The sequence below is a fragment of the Vibrio sp. AK197 genome (genome assembly GCF_053903115.1).
In genome coordinates this window covers 185,920-206,155 of record NZ_CP096429.1, presented here as the reverse complement: position 1 = coordinate 206,155, position 20,236 = coordinate 185,920, and the positions used below count along the sequence as shown (strand labels likewise).

The following is a 20,236-nucleotide window of genomic DNA, read 5'->3' as shown; positions in this document are numbered from 1 at the left end:
CCGTAATATACGATAACGCCTACGCGACTGCCCAAGAGTCGTCGTTAGACAATACAGCGTAAGCACCGTCTTCAGTGATGACATCAACAGCAACGAAGTCACTTGCGTCATAGCCAAGCTCTGACAAGTAATCAACTTGGTCGCCAGAGAGCTCTTCACTCACTGATGCAGAGATGTCATCGCTCAGTTCAAGCTCAATATCAGCAACCACCAAGCCGAGTTCGCTCGATGCGTTGGTCGCAAGCAGATCAGAGTCTAGCGTCACTGAAACATCGCTACCGGTCACCACTTCAAAACCAGCGAAATCGACTGCACTATCACCGTTATAGATAAGGACATCAAGACCTTCACCACCATCAACATAGCGATCGTCCGCATTCGATGCAGCAACGTTTAGCTCAGAAATATCAAAGGTATCGTTACCTTCACCGAGATCGACATCGAAGCCTGTAAGTTGAGAGTTTGCAACGTTATAGAACTCGACAAAGTCGTTACCATCACCAGTCGTTACTTCAAACGTGTTGCTCCAGTGATCATTATTCGTAGTTACTGCGATAAAAATAGAGTCCGCTGTATCCGACCCAGAGGTATCAATCTGACCACGTTTCGCATAAAGCACTTCAATATGAGAAACACCAGCGCCAGCATCGTTGGTGATATCAACATCAACAATGTTACTAACCGTAATACGGTCATAGCTGCCGTCAATTTTTGCTTCTTTATAACCGTCTTGGTCCCAGTTATCGGAGTATACAGTCGCGGTATCGAAGACTTCGCCAAGACGTGTATCACCGTCTAAAGCCACGACACCTGCGTCTCCATCTACATAGGTACCAAGAACAAGTTCGCCATTCTCACCAGTCAAGTTTACTGATGAACCTGAACCGTCAGTATTTGTTTCGCCTAAAATTACAGTCATGATGAATTCCTTTTGATGATTACTCTTTTGTGCAAACTAACCGTCAAAATTCAGTTAGTAAAAATTTTCGCCATAACATCAGAAATAGAAAAACATCTCCATCGCCGATGCTTTTGAAATCATATATAAAATCCCGAAATTATTCACATCAGGACCCTCTTTTTGGTTATTTTTTGGTACCATCAACAAAAGTAGTACTAAAGCATTAATCAAAACCTACAGACAGCCGTCAAATTTGAGAATAAAACGTAAAAAACGCGTATCAATATTAATACCCCGACTTGATTCGAGTATTCCTAAATGACAACACGCCGTTCGAGCTTTACTATTTCGATATTCTAATTAAACAAAATGAGCGAGCTATTGCATTGTATGACCGAGAAATCCTTTAGTAGTATCATCCTGCTGTCAAACTGCACGATGCAAGTAAAGGCATTGTGTGAGTCACTAAAAAATGTACTGGATCTCTCCATTGCGATCACTCATCCTTCACAGTTTTTACTTGCCCCAACAGTTACGAGAAAATCGCTTTTAATCATTGATTTAGACGCTTTAAACCATGAGACAAAATCGGTAATGATTGAATCTCTAACCGACCTTTCTGTCGTGACTGTGTTAATCAATGCACCAGACAAAATGAGTTTTCACGAAATCACGAAATGGAAGGGAATTCGTGGTGTGTTTGGTAAAGCAACGGATGTCGAGCGCCTACAAAAAGGTCTTGCCGCAATTTGTTCGGGTGACAACTGGCTGCCACGTGGTGTGATGAGTCGCATGCTTGAACTCTATGAGTCAACACATACTCCAAAAGTCGTCACTAAGCGTCCTGTTGAGGGGCCGGTTAATTTAACCAAGCGAGAGAGACAAATATTAGAGATGATGAGAAGCAACCAATCTAATTCGCAATTAGCAGATACGCTTTATATTAGTGAGCACACTGTTAAAACACACCTTAATAATATATTTAAAAAAATTCAGGTGAGAAATAAAATAGAAGCCCTCGCCTGGCTTAAAGATAATCGTCAATAACAATAATTAAATAAAAATTTAAAAACCGTATTATATATAATAAAAAAGCCGCTTAGCTTTCACTAGGCGGCTTTTTTAATTATTAAAACAATTAGTAGTCTTCTCTAAATGCTCTTAGAAGACCGATATCTAATGGTTCTAATAGATAATCCATCGGCGATCGTTTGTTTTTCACTACGTAGACCTCAGCAGGCATACCAGGATATAAAGTCACATTAGGATGCTCTTTGAGTTGCTCAGGCTGAATGGCGACTTTGATCTTAAAGCCTTGTTTCTGGTCACGGCGTTCTTCATCAGGCAGTCGATCAGCCGCTACATTGATCACTTTCCCGTCAAACATAGGTGTTGTTCGATAATTGTAGGCCGAAAGACGAATCATCGCCTTTTGCCCACTGTGCACCAAGTCAATATCTTCTGGGCGTAGCGTGGCTTCGACAATAAGTTCGTCGTTATCAGGCACAACTTGCATTACCGTTTCACCAGGGCTAATAACATCACCTTTACTGAATACCGTCAGTCCAACCACACGTCCAGAATGTGGGCTAACAATGGTTAAGCGTTGCAATACATCTTTGGCGTTGGCAAGTTGCTCTTGAGCATCGTCAACCACTTGAGATACATCTTGAAGTTCACTCTCTACACCGCTAACAAACTGATGTTTCACCGATTGCATCTGTTCTTTGATTTCAGCTTTGGAATTTTCCAAACTGTCTAACTGTCCTTGTAACCCAACCAAGTCTGAAGAAAGTAGTGCTAAGTTTCTCTTCAGCTCAATAGCTTGCAATTTAGAGGTGTAGCCATCTTGAAGCAGTTTGGATTGCATATCCAATTCTTCCTGTAAGAATCGATACGCCTGCTGCTGCCTTTGAAGTTGTCGACTATAAGACGTCCCATCCGTTTCTGCGCTCGCAAGTCGAGTTTTGAGTACCTGAAGTTGGCTGACAAGCATTTGGCGACGGCTGGCAAATAAAGACTGCTGAGTCTTGACCACTGAATTCAATGACGGATAGCGTTTGGCTGCTTCAAAAATCTTAGGAGAGAAAATAACTTCATCATCAGCGTGACGTTCACTTTCAAGGCGATTTTGCTGTGCCAAACTACTGAAATAACGTAATTCCAATTGTGCCACACTGGCTCTAGCGGCCACTGGCGACAACGTGATCAGTGTCTGCCCAGCTTGTACCATATCGCCCTCATGAACCAGCACTTGGTCAACAATTCCCCCCTCTAGGTGAGCAATGGTTTTACGATTACCTTCCACACCAACGATACCTTGGGCAATAGCGGCCGATTCGAGTTGCGCTTTAATCAACCAAAAATAAGTCATTAGAAGACCGGCAAGAACACAAATCACGCCAGCTTTGATGTACTTCTTGTAAGAGAAGCTCTGTTCCGAAAAATCGTTATACTCAATTAGCATTTTGTCTACTCGCTCGTAGGCTCGCTACTTTATTGTTATTAGAAATGCGTTCAAGAACTTCGTCTCGTTTTCCTGCATCGCGAATCTGCCCTTTGTCTAGTACTACGACCCAATCGACAGCGCTCAGCAATTTATTGCGGTGACTAACCACAACAATAGAAGTGCCGAGCTGTTTAAGCTTTTTCATCACAAACAGCAACTGCTGCTCTGCTTGAGGGTCCAAGTTAGAATCCGGTTCGTCAAGCAGCAAAATTTTAGGCTGTTTATAAATAGCACGTGCCAAAGCTAGCTGCTGTTTTTGCCCACCGGATAAGCCAAAGCCTTTCTTGCCATAAACCGTTTGATAAGCATTTGGTAATTGGCAAATCCATTCATGAATCCCGGCCATTTTAGCTGCAGAGAATACGCGTTCTTCTACCCCCTCACTGGTATCGAAATTACAAATATTGTTAAACACCGTTGTTTCGAAAAACTCAATATCTTGAGGTAGATAACCAATTAAATCCGCCTGTTGATGAGCTGGCATCTCGACCAAAGAAACGCCATTCACGCGGATCTTTCCTTGGCTAAGCCCTGAAGGGTCCTTAATCGTATTCAGCAATGCGGATTTACCCGAACCACTCGGGCCAATAATTGCCAGCGTGTGGCCCGTTTTTAACTCAAATTGGATTTGTTTAAGTGTGTAGCGTTCATAGGAGTCACGAATGGTGACGGCCTCAACAGCCAAGTTATATTGCTCAAGCGGTAATTCAATCCTGTTATCTTCGCGAGCACCGTCAAATAACTCCATGATTCGATTATAGGCAGCTCGGCAACGACGCCAGTTGTGCCACTGATTCATACTTTGATCAACAGGCGCTAATGCGCGTCCCAACAATATAGACGACGCAATCAATACGCCCGATTGCGCTTGATCGGTAATCACTAACCAGGCACCTAACCCAAGTACACCGATTTGCATTGTCATGCGTACATACTTGATCGCCGCTTGAATCAAAGTAGTCACAAAGTTGGTATTATTTTGTTGATCCAACAACATATTATTTGAATCATACCAATCTTGTGCCAGCGGTTGAGCCACATTGAAATGACTGATGGTTTTACCATGAGAATAGAGCTTGATGAGGTTCGTTCCATTATCAAACGCAACATCGTTCATCGCTTTATGCGCTTTATCGGTCAACACCAAGTTGGCAAATGCTAAACCAGCCAGAGTCATAATCGCGCCAATGGCAAAAATGCCTAAATATGGATGAAACGCAAAAATCACTAGGACAAACAATGGACTCCACGGTAAGTCAAACTTCAAATTATTAAACGCTGCAGAAACCGACATTTTGGCATCTTTCATATCTTGTGAAATACGGCGCGATTCACTGACACTCGACGCCGACTTTAAGAGACTATGCTCGACGATTTGCTTTGAGCATACTTTCTCAAAGATTTCCCCGACAGAGAACAATAAGCGGCCTCGAACAAAATCAAGAATCGATTGGAGGAGCAATAGGACCAGTGCTAAGCCAGCTAAAAAGAACAGCGTTTCAATGCTTTTGGAAGAAAGAACTCGGGAAAAGAGCTGCAAGCTGTAGACAGGCAACACGAGCATCAAGAGGTTGATAACAACCGAAAAAAAGCCGATAAATAAATATATTTCTCGGCGTTTCTTCTTAAAGAACTCTATATTATTCATAATATTACTCACTCACTGAGCAAAGGAAAATCATTCAAAATCGAATTAATATTCTTACACAACATCAGATTAATTCAATTTTACCGGTCACCATTTAATTATTGTTTATAAGCGCTCTCATTATTGAGAAGACATTCTATGGGATTTCGTGTTCTTTATAGATATTAATGATGATAAACACGAAAATATCACCAAAAGTAAGAATGGAGAGGGAAGGAAAAATATAAACTTTCGGTGTTTTTCCAAAGGCGAGGTTTAAGAAAAAGGAATAAAATATACTCCCCTTTCATCATCGTATGTTTTAACTGGAAATGAAAAATGTAATGCCAAAAATTACCAGGAATATAGGTGACCAAACTCTTTCACACAAAAACCCACTTTTTTATCGGTAAATGCGTAGATTTGACACATCCTCAATCGACTTGTTGGCTCAGTAATATTCCGACCAATTAGAGTATAATTAACCCCATAATGACCCGGATTATAAAGATATTCTATCGCCTGCTTTCTTTCAGCGCCCGAAATCTCTGGCCAGAAATGGAAATAGTATTTGAGAGCTTCAAACACCGTGGTGGTCTCGTAAGGTTCCACCTGCTGTAGTTGTGCTATATAAGAACCAATGACCTTCGGCTCTTCACCTGTGATCCAAGCATAGTTTGCTCTTTGCAAATAGCCATTGCCATCCATCGGCTTCAACCAACTCGCTTTTGCGGCGAGTTGGTTAGCAAATGAAAAAAACTGCCTAGCGATGTCACTCTTTTCCGACTGTAAATATTGATACCCAGCAAGAGAATATGCAGAAGCGGAATACACCAAAAGTTCTGGGTTTTCAGACTCGAGCATGTCATTAAATTGTGCGGCAGAAACATGTGGAGATTCTTGCTTGATGGTGAGGAGATCAATCTCATCACCAAATTGAATCAAAACTTGCCAAACGTAAGTGATAAACAAACCGCAAGCTAAGAACACAGCAAATACATTTCTTGAAGAATATCCAAACATCATCTTGTACCTACCCTAACAGCAAAACTCTTTGATCTTATTAACCAAACGTTGTCGCTCTGGCGTTTCCAATCCTTGGGGCTTCTCTAACTGGTCAAGTTGTTCAAGTAGCGAAAGCAACTGGGCTTCATCTTCAGCAACATAAATTCCTTGGATATTAGAAAAAGAAGCTAACGTATCGAGTTGATGATCATTACGATGCTCACCGAATTTGCTGAGTCGAGGAAACAAGATGATCGTCTTTTTCAACTTTAACGCATTAATGATTGAGCCCATTCCAGCATGAGAGACAATCACTTCAGCGTGATTAAAAAGCTCATTCATTTCATCGGGGGGATAAAATTCGCTCGCTTGCATATTGACGCAATGATAGCTCGATTTACCGATTTGAGCTTTAAACAACCAATGACTTTTAGCGGCAAAAAGGTCGACGGTTTTAACCAAACGATCAAAAGGAAGTTGCGTTCCTACAGTTAGAAAAATCATAGCACCCTTCCATGATATTCAACGTTGGAAAGCTTAGCGACATTTTCCCACTGACTAAAAACTGTGATACCCAGACCTTTGGCAATTTTACCCGATAAAGAAAGCTTGCGTGAGTTAGCTATACTTTCCAACCAAATGGTTTTGGTCCCAAACAAGCGTCCCACGAGCAACATAATTAACCCGGGAGCCGCGCCTGTTGTTACGATCAAACTTGGGCGTGTTTTTTTAAAAATGGACAGGCACTCAAACAGTACTTTGACTGCAATATAAGCATTGTCACGACTAAAATCCGACAGTTTAAAGTAACGATCTCCATACATAAATGAAGGTTTATCTTCATAGGTACCGACGACTGTAATATCCATGTCCTGTAAGCATTCTGATACAAGACTCAATTGCACAAAATGCCCACCAGGAGAGGCAACAAGCATTATTTTTGTTTTTTTTTCCATCGAATTTTAACCTGAATGTGATACTACTATGACGCACTCAAAAACATTTTTGGCGACATGCCATATTTCAACATGTAGTAAACACCCACGAGCGCTTTCCTAAAGCAATAAAACGCAAACATAGGGTGCTTTAAAGCATTTTTCTTTAGAGCCTTAAAGCCGCCTCGAAAATAGACAGGCTTTTCCGCCATATCTTGGTCTCGATGCCAGACGATCGATTTATCGAGATAAAATGCCTTACGAGCTTTCACAAAGCATCGCATCGCAAAATCAACATCCTCTCCACCATTGTTTTTCGAACCGATGCCTAACGCTTCATCGAAAAAGTCATCAAAATCTATCGCGGTTACACGCGCGAAAATGGTGTTTGAATTACACGTATTGATCAGCTCTTTAACACTGATATCTCTCGGTTTGTCTTGCGCAGTAATTTCTTCTGCACTCTCAGAAGAACGGCATACAAAAAGATCAAGAGCGCTATCTTCAACAAACATTGAGTAGATTTTGTTGAGGTTGTCACCAGGATACCAGCAGTCATCGTCCGGAAACGCGATCAGCTCTACATCTGATAATAGGTCATTATCTTTGGCGTGATTGTAAATAATATTTCTTGCTTTTGATAAAGAGACAATCGTCTCAGAATGGATCACAATCGCTTTTGTACGCAGATACTCTACCTGCTCAGAAAACGCCGAGTAATCACTTTGAATAAGAATAATGTGACGATACTTTTCATCACTATTGTCATAAGAGTCAATCATTCTCAATAAATCGTTGACATTATCAGGATTCATTATACATGTTGTCATCATTAATAATTTTTTCATCTACATACCCTTATTATTTTTCAGATAATATTTAATCATCCTAAAAACAACATATAAACTTCTTGATTTAAAAGCATCTAAAAATAATGTAACGCCAACCGATCTTGGATTATAAGTGTAAGCTTGACATTTTAACCTATAACTATTGGCATTACTTAGTTGATATTTATCTCTAATATGTTGGAACGAAATTAAGTGTTTTGAAATATTAGCACTACTGATTCTCTCGTGCGGATGACTCTTATCGAAGATATAACTTTTCTTATGTATATTTTCGAATTTCTTACCTTTGAAAACAGATAAAATATGAATCCACAGATCAATATCTTGCCAAGATTTCAAATCCTCATCGTAAGCCAAACCATTATCAAAAACTTGTCTTTCTATAAAGATTTGATTGCCGATATCATTGCGAACAAACAATTCATCCAAGCCCATAAAATCAGGCCTTACTAACTCAAAACTATTTTGTTCGCTATTTTTTATCGTCACATCATCAAACAGTGCGATGGTATCTGGGTGTTTTGTTTTCCATGCTTCAAGGAATGATTCAATGCGATGACTTAAAAAATAGTCATCATCATCAAGCCCTGTGACAAATTTACCTTTCGCGTGTTTTATGGCTACATTTCGGTTGTAGCATGCTCCGCGGTTCTCATCATTCCTGATGTATCTAACATTAGGGTATTGACGAGAGATCTCGCTCACGACCTCTTGAGTATTATCCGGTGAGTTATCATCAACCACAATGACTTCAAGATTCTTTTCCGTTTGCTCAAGTACAGACTCGATAGCTCGCTTTACCAAAGCAGAGCGGTTGTAGGTCGGTATATAAACCGTGACAATCGGATCATTGAGTTGCATAAGTTTTTCTCATTTGCTCATTATGTACTGCGTATTTCAAGAATAAAGCCAGAGGAATATACGCTTGCACGGTACTGAAGGTATTATCAAAAATAGTAATAATCATAAAACCAAGAAATGCGAGGATGAAGAATGATCTCATTTCCTTTCTTGATTGACTAAATACTATCTTAAACATCAAAAAGATATTAATGAAAAAGAGTGTACAACCAATAATACCAAGCTCCATGAAGAATTTAATAAACTCATTATGAGGCGCAACAAATAAGTATAAGTTAAATTCTCGTACGCCTTTTGTTATTTCTGGAGTAGAACCTAATCCACCGCCAAACAAATTAAGCCCATGCACTTTAGCGAGAAAGTACTCCCATGCAACGTCACGACCAGACAGGTTAAAACTCCCCTCTGTATTAAAGGTTTCCATTTCTGTTCGTGCGATCATACTCATCAAAAACTTGACCAAAACAAACAATATGATCGGAGATAACAGAAGAATTTTTTGTCTTACTGAAGGTCGTTTAATAAAGCGTACTAACAACAAGGAAGGGATAAAGACAGCGATAAGTGGTCCACGACTCCCGGACAGAAGTAGCAGTAATACACATAGGCCATACAGCATTAAACTAAAACGTTTTTGGTCTAACGAGTAATAGCACATAAATAGTACTGCAAAATAGCTTAAAAATGCATAGTGAGCACTCGCTAGCCCTGCACCATAACGACCATCTTGAAAGTTGGTAAAGCCGAACACTTGCGCAAAAACAAACGATATCGGCACCATAATAATCGGTAATAACACGTAGGCCGTGGAAACCGAGTAGATATAGTTACCAAAGTTAACCGACATAACCAGATAGAATAGCCCTACCCCAAGCACCGCTTTTATAAACGTTGTGGTATTAATACCGACGTAGTATTGATCCCTAAGTAAATAGCAAACAACGACAATCGTGACATAAAAAATAAGGAATTTAAAAAAACGTTTATCTGGTCCTAAAAAAGCAAGGAGTAAAATACAAGATCCTAGAGCAATTGCTTTTTGTATAAGAAAAGCCATAGGGATAACTCTAGAACTATACCCTAAGCATAGAAATAAGATTAACAGAGCTAACCCAATGTTAATCTTATATTTTTCAAATTCTCTAAAATCATTAAAGTACATTAAATAGACCAATCGAAACTGTTAAATCTTAAATAATTCAATGGATGAGTAGAGCCAAGCTCTACTCATCATTTTTTGGCTAATAAACACCTTGAATCATTTACGCTTTAGCCCATATTTGGTGATTCGTACTTACCGCCTTTTTTAGATTGGTAGTCACCATAGGCATAGTATGAACTCATCACATCCTTTTTAATTTGGTTAATCACCACACCATCAAGTGCGATATTGTGATGAATAAAGCGCGCGATTGTGTTTCGCAAGGTCGCAAATCGAGTGGCATCCGCTTTAGCAATGAGACAGACACTTCCAACTAGCTTCGCAACAACTAAACTATCGTTCACAAGTAACGTAGGAGGAGTATCAATGATCACTCGATCATAGCGTTCAAAAAGAACATTAAGTAAATCACTAAACTCTTTAGAGCTCAGAAGTTCTTGCGGATTTGGTGTCAACATCCCTGCAGGTAGGATATTCAAACCCGATTCCTTGTCTTTGATAATGCATTGCTCTAAATCTGCACCCATCAAAATATGGTTAGTAATACCCTGTTGATATTTTGAATAACCAAAACGCTCGGCAACAGATGGCTTGCGCAAATCAGCATCAACTAGAATCACATTTTCCATTTGCGCAAAAGATTGTGCCACGTTGACTGCTGTCGTCGTTTTACCTTCATCTTTTAGCGAAGAACTGAACACCAATCCTTTACGATGATTTCTCATCGCAGAGAGTGTCAAGGCTGTTCTCACTGCACGAACAGATTCAGAAAATTGTGATTCATTATCATCAAAGAACATGCTCGCTTTGATGTCCTGGCCTTTTTTCAGCTTAACTTTTGGAATACCACCAAGCGGTATAAAGCCCATACGTTCTTCAAACTGCTTCATTGAGGTGATGGTATGCTTAAGAATATCAATTAAAATCAACATTCCGATTGCGAACAGCAGTGAGCCAACAAAAGCAGCAACAATCAAAAGCTTCTTATTTGGTTTCGATGGTTTTAATGGTCTCTGAGCACGGTCTGCAAATCGAGCGTATTCTGTTTTGTAGTCACCAGTTGCCGCGGTTTCTTTGTAGCGGTTCAGGAACACATTCAAGATATTGCGGTTCGTTTCAACCTCGCGGCTCAATGATTGATATTCACGTTTCTTAACCGTGATGTCTTGGAACTTATCAACCTGACGCTGAAGCTCTTCCTGAATCAAACGCTCTTGGTTACTTACAGAATCCAGTTCTTTTTTGATTTCAGAAACAAGCTGTCCTAAGAGGTTATTTAACTCTTCTCTTGCGCTATCACGCTTTGCAATCGCAGCCTTCATCTTTTCATGTTTTGGACCATAGCGCTTAGAAAGTTCGGTAACATCTTTCTGAGCACTGGCTAACACATTACGCAGCGCCACCACTTGTGGGTGTTTAGAGATAGAAGGAATTGTTGTCAGGTCGTTACCACGATTTTTCAACGTACTGTAAGCCGATTCCAATTGGATACGACTATCACGAATTTGGCTTAGACGCAGAGTCAAATCGCTGATAATTGAGCTGGCTTGGCTATCAATACCGCTGTCATCAATCAGCTTTTCTTGGCGTAAGAAGTCGGTTAGTTTGTCTTCTGACGCTCTCAGCTCTTGGCGCAGGCTTTCTAAACGCCCTGAAATCCAAGATGAGGCTTGCTGTGCGGTGTCTAAACGTGCGTCTAAGTTTGACTCAATATAGGCATCACCAACCGCATCTGCACCTTTCGCGGCAAGCTCTGGGTCTTTAGAGGTAAACTCAATGTTCACCAACTGGGTGCCGTCGATTGCCGTAACGTTAATATGACCTTGAACACTGTTTACGACGTTCTGACGAATACGCGCTTCTCTCGCTTCATCACTCATTGGCTCTTTCTTTTTACCCAATAACATAGAGAAGAAAGATTTAATGCGATAGCGAATAGTGGAGATCAGCGAGCGCTCAGTAATCAACGAGCTATTAAATTCTGGATACTCATCAAGGTTTAGTTTATCAACGACACGCTGTGAAATTTGGCGACTTTTCAAAATTTCAATCTGAGTCTGGTAATACCCTTTTTTACTGGTATCCACCCCTACCAAATCTTCAAAAGAGACGACTTTTTGTACTTCAGGCTCAATTAACAGTGTCGCTGTTGCTGTGTATTTAGGAGTCAGTGAAAAAACAATTAAAGCGGTAACTATCGTTACAAGAATTGTAAATAAAGAAACCTTCAGCCAGTTACGCTTAATTAGAGTAAAATATTTCCCGATATCAATTATTTTTTCCTCATTCTGAGGAATGCTATTGTCTAAGCCATGCATTTTATTATCTCAACTCAAATTCTTTAAAAATCTACGCTTTCTACTTACCAAAATGAAGCAACTACATAAACAGTGTCACCCGGATCGACAACTTTATATAACGGGGTCTCGTTTTCGGTATCGTCTTCAAACGCTTTGGCTAATTCTTCATTGCTTAGCTGATTATATTTTTGGATGTTTTTTGCTTTAACTAAGTAAGCATGTGCACTTCGTCTGTACTTAGTCATCACACCACCAGCGAGGGAAATAGCCTCTTGCACTGTGAGGCCTGGTTCATATTCATAACCACCAGGGCGATTAACCAATCCGTTAATATAAACATTTCGATATTTTACAATCGTGACATTGACTTTCGGATCGATTAAATAATTACCTGATAATCCTTGGGTAATTTCACGCTGTACTTCTTCCAACGTTTTTCCCCCTAGACGAATCACGCCAAGATATGGGTAATCAATTGATTCTCGATTGTCTATTTTTAGCTCAGGTATAGACAGAGTTTCTTCTCCATACACGGAAATACTAATCGTGTCTCCAGCACCCAGTCTGTATAAATTTTCTGCTGCAATAGCGCCATTCAACAAAATAATATTGATTAGCAAAAACTGAACAATACGCTTTATCATGTGTTTATTTACCCAAATAGTTATAACTTTAGTAGGCAGTCTTGCCTATAAATCCTTTAAATACCGTCATAAAGATAATTTTTATATCGAGCCAAAGTGACCAGCTACGAATATAAAATAAATCGTACTCTACGCGTTTTGCCATTTTATCGATTGTGTCAGTTTCACCACGGTAACCATTGACTTGCGCCCAACCGGTGATCCCTGGTTTCACCTTATGACGCAGCATATATTTGTCGACCAAGCTACGGTATTCCTCGTTATGTGCGACAGCGTGAGGGCGAGGTCCCACGATCGACATACGTCCTTGAAGTACATTGATAAATTGAGGGAGTTCATCCAAAGATGTACGGCGAATAAAGGCACCAAATTTGGTGACTCGCGGGTCGTCTTTTGTCGCCTGCTTGACCGTTGCTCCATTATCCATCGCTTTCATCGACCGGAATTTCCACACTTTAATTTTCTTTCCATCCATACCGTAACGGTATTGTTTGAAAATAATTGGGCCCGGTGATGACATTTTTACACCAATTGATACCGCTAAAAGAATTGGGCTAATTAGCAGCAAAATAATTGACGCAACAATCACATCTTCAACACGCTTAATAAAAGTCGAGAAACCGTAAAAAGGGGTATCATAAATACTGAGCGTTGGGATTCGACCAACATTACGCCAACGTGATTGAATTAAATCATAAGTAAAGAAATCCGGGACGATATACACTCGTGCCGTACTGTCTGAAAAATAGCTAACAATTTCTTTAATACGCTTTGAGGCCTCCATCGGCAGTGCAACATAAACATGTCGGAAATTACGCTCTTTTGCCATTTCTAACGCGTCATTAATTGAACCGCTGATCGGTTGAGGTAAATTATCAGGCAGTCGTTCAATTGAACGATCATCAAACATACCAACCAGTTTCATACCTACGTGTTTATTTTGTTCAATTTCACGTGCTAACGCGACTCCACCTGGCGTAGCACCGATAATAATACTCTTTTGCTCATACGAATCTGACTTAATCGAAGAAGGTAAGTGAGTTGCAATAAAGCGGAATCCGAGTAAAGAGACCGGCACCACCGCAAACCACATTCCGACCACAATTCGTGAATACACTTCCGTCGCTTTAAACATAAAAGCAATGGTCAATAACACGGCGATCGTACAGAACCAGGCAAAAATAATAGGACCTAATGAGTGTTTGGCTGAGTTGTACGAAGAAACATCATACACACCCAATAACTCTCCCACGATGCTAAAGGCAACCAGCGCTATACACAGAGCTAAGATATATTGGATTTCCCAAGTACCTAGATACACACTTTTAAGTACTAGAAGAGTCAGAGAAATGAGTAAAATGTCAGTTAATCGATAAGCCAATATATTTTCTTGACCATGGCTTTTGATTGCTCCGATATCTCTCATCACAAATCTTGTCCTTACAATAACTACGCTGCCGCTAGAGAACGACACCTTCTCTTAACGTTCAAACGTCACAAAGTTAAATACACTAGAAACTCAATCGAAGATTTAAGTTTCCTATCAAAGCACATAGTCTGGATTTTTTTTGACTAAAAACAAATAGCATTGGCTTCTTGTTTTTTTTAGTTCTCAAAATTTAGAACCCTACTCATGTCAATTACAAGAACAGCCATAAAACAATGTGTTATATATAACCACCCCATCAGAAACCCCTTAGCTTTCTGACACTTAACTGACAATGTCAACTAAAATCCATAAACTAACTTATCACTTAACGATAAAACTAATTTATTACTTTTTCCATTCTTATAAATAAGAAAGTGGGAACAAAAAAAGCCCCTCATGAGAGGGGCAAGGTTTACCATCGCTTATAATTATAATGAATCTAGTAAAATTTAACCAAAATCGCCGTTAACATAACCTTTTGTTCGATCATCTTTTGGTTCACTAAAAATAATCTGTGTCTCATCGTGTTCCACCAATTCTCCCATTAAGAAAAACGCGGTGCGATCAGAGATTCTCCGAGCTTGCTGCATGGAATGCGTAACAATAACAATCGTGTAGTTCTTTTTAAGCTCTTCCATCAACTCTTCTATTTTGTGAGTAGCAATAGGGTCCAACGCTGACGTTGGCTCATCCATTAAAATCACATCCGGCTCCATTGCAATGGTACGTGCAATACATAGGCGTTGTTGCTGACCACCAGACAGGCCAAAAGCGTGAGATTTAAGGCGGTCCTTGACTTCATCCCATAAAGCTGCCCCACGCAGAGAACGCTCAACAACTTGGTCAATGTGCTTTTTATCTTTGATGCCTTGAGCTCTCAATCCATACGCTACATTCTCGTAGATGCTCATAGGAAACGGGTTCGGCTTTTGGAAGACCATCCCCACCTTGATGCGTAAATCAGCAACATCAATATTGCCGTAGATATCCTCACCGTCCATTTCCAATTTGCCAGTAATTTTTACACCTTCGATTAAATCGTTCATACGATTTAAGCAACGCAGCAGCGTTGATTTACCGCACCCTGAAGGCCCGATTAATGCCGTAACTTTTTGGGTTGGAATCGGCAGTTTTATCGATTTAAGTGCCTGGTTATCACCGTAAAAAAGATCCAAGTTTTCAATATTAAATTTGTTCATAGTCGTATCTCTAAATTCTTTAACGTCAATTGATTAGCGCGAATTAGTAAGTCGCTGTATTGAATTTCTTCGCCATAAGTTTGGTGATCATATTGATGACAAGCACCACGACGATCAGTACGGTGGCCGTTCCGTAAGCCTGATTCCATTCATCCACGGTGAACAATTCTGTGGTCAGCTTGTATAGGTGAACGGTTAGCGTTCGGCCAGAATCCATTATCGAATCCGGAATTCGCGCCACCATCCCTGCCGTCAAGAATACAGGGGCAGATTCACCAATCACTCGCCCTGTACTGAGGATGATTGACGTTAAAATACCAGGCATGGCACTGGGTAAAATCAGTCGCCATATTGTGTAAATTTTTGAAGCTCCCAAACCATATGAGCCTTCACGATAAGTTTGCGGTACCGCCATTAACGCTTCTTCTGTGGTACGAATAATGACAGGTAAAATTAAGATACTTAGGGTTAAAGCGCCCGATAGAATAGAGAATCCGAGACCGAGTACAGCCACAAAGAAGGTCATACCAAAAAGACCAAAGATAATCGATGGAATCCCCGCCAGTGATTCGGTACAAAAACGAATGACTTTCACGAGTCGGCTGCCCACTTTGGCATATTCAGTTAAGTAGATTGCCGTCATGATTCCCATTGGTGCTGCGACTGCCAGTGATGCAATTACCATATACACCGTGGAGACGATCATCGGGAAAATGCCGTGTTCTTCACCGGTACGGGTATAGTTATCAGAAATGAATTTCCAGTCCACATGTTGCAGCCCGTTGGAAAGGATGTACCAAATGATCCAGAATAAGAATCCAACCGTGACGGCTGCTGAGGCCCAGATAAAAGCACTTAACACTTTATCTTTGCGTAAGCGAGCTTGGCGAAGTTTGCTCAATTGTGCTGTTTTTTCCATGATCATTACCTCGCTTTCTCACGGTTTAAGTAAAGAAGTGCCGCATTAAGCATCATGATGAACACCAGCAAGACAACCCCTGTCGCATACAGTGCATTGGCATGCACGCCACTGGCATAAGACATTTCAATAGCGATATTGGCCGTTAGCGTCCGCGCGGAATCGAGTAAACCTTGTGGCATGGCGGGCGCATTACCCATCACCATAATGATCGCCATGGTTTCCCCCAGTGCTCGACCTATTCCTAAAATAACGCCAGTCATAATGCCCGAACGCGCAGCGGGTACTAAGAGCTTAAAGATGGTAAATATTTTTGATGCGCCCAGAGCCAAAGACCCCTCTTTATAAGCATGAGGGACAGCGCGAATGGAAGTTTCAGACACGGTAATGACCGTCGGTAAAATCATCACGCCGAGGACGATGATTCCCGCAAGAATCGTATTGCCCGCTGGCACGTCAAAAATATCTTGAATCAGAGGAACAATAATCAGTAAGCCAAAAAAGCCGTAAACCACGGAAGGAATACCGGCAAGCAGTTCAACCGCCGGACGAATAATATCGGCAAGGCGTTTGGGGGCGATTTCCGCAATGAAAATGGCGGTTAACACACCAATTGGCACACCGACAATAACGGCACCAAAGGTGGATACCACCGAAGCGACAATCATCGTCGCAACCCCATAAAGAGCGGGGGGAAGCCAATCTTGGCCAAGTACAATGCCCCCGACACCCACCTCTTGGAAGGCTGGAATACTTTCTCGAACAATAAAGTAGGCGATGATCGCCAACGAGATAATGCCGATGGCAGCACTGGTTAAAAACAAGCCGTGGAAGATACGTTCTTTCCAATCCACACGTTTTTTGGTGCGTAACGTGTGCTTGGTATTGGGTGAAGCGTCAACACTCATAAGCTTTTCACTATCAGATGCGATGGTCATATTGTCTCACTTAATCACGATACAACTTGTGATCGTTTTTGACGGAAAACGCTCAGCCCGAAAAGGTGGGCTGAGCAAAATTTAGTTTCACTGCTGGGTCTTCATACACTGAATTAGTTGATGGAGATGTAACCGTGGTCAGCAACAATCTCTTGTGCTTCGTCACTCAACATCCAATCAAGGAATTTTTGCGTTTCAGCGGATGGCTTGCCTTCTTTATAAAGAACAAGGAAAGGACGAGCGACTTTGTAGTTTCCGCTTTTCACGTTATCAACGCTTGCTGGCGTGCCGTCGATATCAAGAGCATGTACTGTGTTGTCAACGGTTCCTAACGAGATATAACCAATCGCGTAAGGGTTTGAGGCCACCATGGTTTTCAGACCACCGTTACCGTTTGCCACTTGAGCACGCTGTGAAATTGCTGAGACTTTTTTATCGCCAATTTTCTTTTTAAGCGACATGATGTCTTCAAAGGCGCCACGAGTACCCGATGCGGTATCACGCGTAATAGCGACGATTGGCTTATCTTCACCGCCGACATCTTTCCAGTTGCTCACTTCACCTTTATAAATCGCTGAGACTTGCTCTGCCGTTAAACCCTTGATGGTATTTTTAGGGTTAACCACAACCGCAATACCATCACGAGCAATGACTTCTGTTTTGAGCGTTGGCTCTTCTTCTGCAGGTTTAAGGTTACGTGAAGCCATACCTAAATCTGCAGAGCCATTTTTCGCTGCTTTAACACCTGCTGAAGAACCTGGTCCTTGTACTTCGATGAACACATTCGGGTTCTTCTTCATGTAAGTTTCTGAGAAGAATTCCATCAAAGGAGTAACGCTGCTTGAACCCACTGCTGAAATAGTTTCTTGAGCTGAAGCGGTATTCATGGTCATTGCACCCAATAGAGCGATGGCACCGATTACTGTTTTTTTCATCACTAATATCCTTTAAGGCTTAATTGCCGTTATGTTTTCAGTTGACGATGCTCACTTTAGGGGGGGAATATGACAGTTGTGTTTCACTTCGTTGAAGCCTCTATGACACTTTGCGTGGTAAGAGATTTTCGAAAATTACTAACTAGGGTGATGATTTGGAAGAAATTATTTAACGAGTCTGGATTGGAAATAAGAAAAAAGCGTTGACTCGGCTAGGCCATATTGTTGCTAAAACATGTCATTGAATACTGCCAAGTCTTTGTTATCCGCCGTTTGCAGGACGCGTGGTGATATCGATTACTACAACATAGACATCAAGCGCCAAAATAAAAAAGCTGACACTTGGTCAGCTTTTTTTAGTCATTTTACTCGTCATCGACTTTAGGTGGGGTCTTCTTGCGTGGGACAAACACATCGTCACCCACCGAGACATTTTTATAAAAGCTTTTATCGCGAGCAGCGGGCTTATTCGCAGCCGCTTTCGATTTAGGTTTGGCTTTTTTCTTGTGGGTCGCTTTGCCTTTCGGTACCTGTGGTTGGCGAGGCTTAAGGCCTTTGAATTTGCCCTCTAAGCCTTCAAATACTGAAAAGGTCAACTCTTGTTGCAAGTAGGCTTCAACACGTTTAAAACTATCCCAGTCTTTTGGACCCACCAGAGAAAGTGCATCTCCTTTATTGCCAGCACGCCCAGTACGCCCAACTCGGTGCACATATTCTTCTGTGTGTTTTGGCATATCAAAGTTAATCACATGCGTGACATTGCCAATATCCAAACCACGTGATGCGACATCTGTCGTGACCAAAATTTTAAACACACCACGCTCAAATTGGCTCATGATGGTATTGCGTTGAGTCTGATTTAAGCTACCACTTAAGGCGATCGCTTTAAGCTTTTTCTGATTAAGCTTTTCTGTCAGGCGATCAGTATCTGAACGTGTTGCAGTAAAAATGATGACCTGCTTATACTCTGATTCTTCCAGCGCCCTATCGAGCAACGCCTCTTTATGGTCAAGGTGGTCACACAGGTAGAATTTTTGCGTGATATCTTTATGTTCTTCATTGGAAACACCAACCGCAATGCGCTTAGGTGCTTGCATCATCTCTAACGCGATACCATTGACTTCAGCGTGATCCAAGGTCGCCGAAAACATCAATGTTTGACGACGACGGTGTTTAGCCGCGCGGTGAATTCGGCGCAGCTCCGGCGCGAAACCAAGATCTAACATTCGGTCAGCTTCATCGAGAATCAGCGTTTCCAAACCTTCCAGAAACAGAGAACGATGCTCAAGGTGGTCAGCCAGACGCCCTGGTGTCGCGACAATAAACTTAGGATAACGACGTAATGCCTTGACCTGGTCATTAAAGTTCTCACCACCAACAATCAGCGCAGCATCATACGATAAGCTCGCCAACATGGTACGTAACTCGCTGTAAACCTGCTTGGCCAGTTCACGCGTTGGCGCCAGAATCAAACCGCGCGGATCTCGAGCAGAGAATGATTTACTTTTCAAAGATTTATGAAGCATAGGCAACACAAACGCAAGTGTTTTACCTGACCCCGTCTTAGACGATGCCAGCAAGTCTTTACCTGCGATAACGACTGGAATCGCCTTTTGTTGAATTTCAGTCGCTTGTTTAAAATCAAAATGATTGACCGTTTTCAACAAACGATTGTCCAAGCCTAAATCTTTAAATTGCAAAGGTGCTCTCCACTTAAGGTGTACATTGATTGAAGGCATGCCTGCAAGGCATGACAAAGCGCGACATAATACACCGAATTTGGGGTTAATAGATAGCGTGAACCACAAAATTTCACCGTTTATGGGCACGAGAAGTCGCCTTCGAATACTTGCTTTTCTATTCAATGAGATAGCAATAACCACCAAAACCGTCTCAAAATTGAAACAAATGTCAATTATAAGTTAATTGCTTAAAAACTTGGGTTTTTTTGACTTTCGGGCGTTATACGTTCTGTAATATTGAGTCTACAATTTAACTCGTCGCTATATTGTTTAGAAGGT

The 20,236-nt window shown here is 41.2% G+C and carries 18 protein-coding genes; 1 reads left to right on the top strand and 17 read right to left on the bottom strand.

All coding sequences use genetic code 11. The features are described from left to right. Positions 1 to 19: 19 nt before the first annotated feature. Entirely contained in the window at positions 20 to 919 is a 900-nt protein-coding gene (locus tag M1D72_RS00915; protein WP_456295187.1) for a hypothetical protein, read from the bottom strand. Positions 920 to 1,291: 372 nt separating this feature from the next. On the opposite strand from M1D72_RS00915, the gene M1D72_RS00910 reads away from it, so the two are divergent. After that, on the top strand, positions 1,292 to 1,948 hold the full coding sequence (locus tag M1D72_RS00910) for a LuxR C-terminal-related transcriptional regulator (RefSeq protein ID WP_456295186.1): 657 nt from the start codon (positions 1,292 to 1,294) through the stop codon (positions 1,946 to 1,948). 91 nt (positions 1,949 to 2,039) lie between these two features. Here the strand turns inward: M1D72_RS00910 and M1D72_RS00905 are convergent, their stop codons facing one another. The 16 genes from M1D72_RS00905 to M1D72_RS00830 all read right to left on the bottom strand — a co-directional run bounded on the left by M1D72_RS00905 (position 2,040) and on the right by M1D72_RS00830 (position 19,915). Then, positions 2,040 to 3,368: an HlyD family type I secretion periplasmic adaptor subunit gene (locus tag M1D72_RS00905; protein ID WP_390193045.1), complete on the bottom strand. Its 1,329-nt coding sequence runs from the start codon at positions 3,366 to 3,368 to the stop codon at positions 2,040 to 2,042. Beyond that, positions 3,358 to 5,058: a type I secretion system permease/ATPase gene (locus tag M1D72_RS00900; RefSeq protein ID WP_390193044.1), complete on the bottom strand. Its 1,701-nt coding sequence runs from the start codon at positions 5,056 to 5,058 to the stop codon at positions 3,358 to 3,360. The genes M1D72_RS00905 and M1D72_RS00900 overlap by 11 nt, the downstream gene beginning before the upstream one ends. Positions 5,059 to 5,391: 333 nt before the next feature. Next, positions 5,392 to 6,063 (bottom strand): hypothetical protein, encoded by a 672-nt coding sequence (locus tag M1D72_RS00895; protein WP_456295185.1) that lies wholly within the window; start codon positions 6,061 to 6,063, stop codon positions 5,392 to 5,394. Between the two features lie 12 nt (positions 6,064 to 6,075). Beyond that, positions 6,076 to 6,546 (bottom strand): glycosyltransferase, encoded by a 471-nt coding sequence (locus M1D72_RS00890; RefSeq protein ID WP_390193041.1) that lies wholly within the window; start codon positions 6,544 to 6,546, stop codon positions 6,076 to 6,078. Then, complete coding sequence (locus tag M1D72_RS00885) at positions 6,543 to 6,998, bottom strand: hypothetical protein (protein WP_390193039.1); 456 nt, start codon at positions 6,996 to 6,998, stop codon at positions 6,543 to 6,545. Before M1D72_RS00885 ends, M1D72_RS00890 begins: the two co-directional genes overlap by 4 nt. 26 nt (positions 6,999 to 7,024) lie before the next feature. Continuing rightward, a complete protein-coding gene (locus M1D72_RS00880; RefSeq protein WP_456295184.1) occupies positions 7,025 to 7,825 on the bottom strand; it encodes a glycosyltransferase family A protein in 801 nt (266 codons plus the stop codon). Next, positions 7,826 to 8,689, bottom strand: coding sequence for a glycosyltransferase family 2 protein (locus M1D72_RS00875; protein ID WP_390193035.1), 864 nt, complete (start codon positions 8,687 to 8,689; stop codon positions 7,826 to 7,828). Continuing rightward, on the bottom strand, positions 8,676 to 9,851 hold the full coding sequence (locus tag M1D72_RS00870; RefSeq protein ID WP_456295183.1) for an O-antigen ligase family protein: 1,176 nt from the start codon (positions 9,849 to 9,851) through the stop codon (positions 8,676 to 8,678). The genes M1D72_RS00875 and M1D72_RS00870 overlap by 14 nt, the downstream gene beginning before the upstream one ends. Positions 9,852 to 9,958: 107 nt before the next feature. Further along, a complete protein-coding gene (locus M1D72_RS00865; protein WP_456295182.1) occupies positions 9,959 to 12,169 on the bottom strand; it encodes a GumC family protein in 2,211 nt (736 codons plus the stop codon). Positions 12,170 to 12,213: 44 nt separating this feature from the next. After that, entirely contained in the window at positions 12,214 to 12,795 is a 582-nt protein-coding gene (locus tag M1D72_RS00860; protein ID WP_390193031.1) for a polysaccharide biosynthesis/export family protein, read from the bottom strand. A 28-nt stretch (positions 12,796 to 12,823) separates the two neighbouring features. Beyond that, positions 12,824 to 14,221, bottom strand: a complete 1,398-nt coding sequence (locus tag M1D72_RS00855; RefSeq protein WP_390193325.1) for an undecaprenyl-phosphate glucose phosphotransferase — start codon at positions 14,219 to 14,221, stop codon at positions 12,824 to 12,826. A gap of 452 nt (positions 14,222 to 14,673) precedes the next feature. Then, complete coding sequence (pstB, locus tag M1D72_RS00850; RefSeq protein WP_456295181.1) at positions 14,674 to 15,423, bottom strand: phosphate ABC transporter ATP-binding protein PstB; 750 nt, start codon at positions 15,421 to 15,423, stop codon at positions 14,674 to 14,676. A gap of 43 nt (positions 15,424 to 15,466) precedes the next feature. Continuing rightward, entirely contained in the window at positions 15,467 to 16,342 is an 876-nt protein-coding gene (gene pstA, locus M1D72_RS00845) for a phosphate ABC transporter permease PstA (protein ID WP_456295180.1), read from the bottom strand. Between the two features lie 5 nt (positions 16,343 to 16,347). Next, a complete protein-coding gene (gene pstC / locus M1D72_RS00840) occupies positions 16,348 to 17,280 on the bottom strand; it encodes a phosphate ABC transporter permease subunit PstC (protein ID WP_390193022.1) in 933 nt (310 codons plus the stop codon). Positions 17,281 to 17,393: 113 nt separating this feature from the next. Beyond that, a complete protein-coding gene (locus M1D72_RS00835) occupies positions 17,394 to 18,215 on the bottom strand; it encodes a phosphate ABC transporter substrate-binding protein (protein ID WP_456295179.1) in 822 nt (273 codons plus the stop codon). 365 nt (positions 18,216 to 18,580) lie between these two features. Then, on the bottom strand, positions 18,581 to 19,915 hold the full coding sequence (locus M1D72_RS00830) for a DEAD/DEAH box helicase (protein ID WP_456295178.1): 1,335 nt from the start codon (positions 19,913 to 19,915) through the stop codon (positions 18,581 to 18,583). Between the last annotated feature and the right edge of the window lie 321 nt (positions 19,916 to 20,236).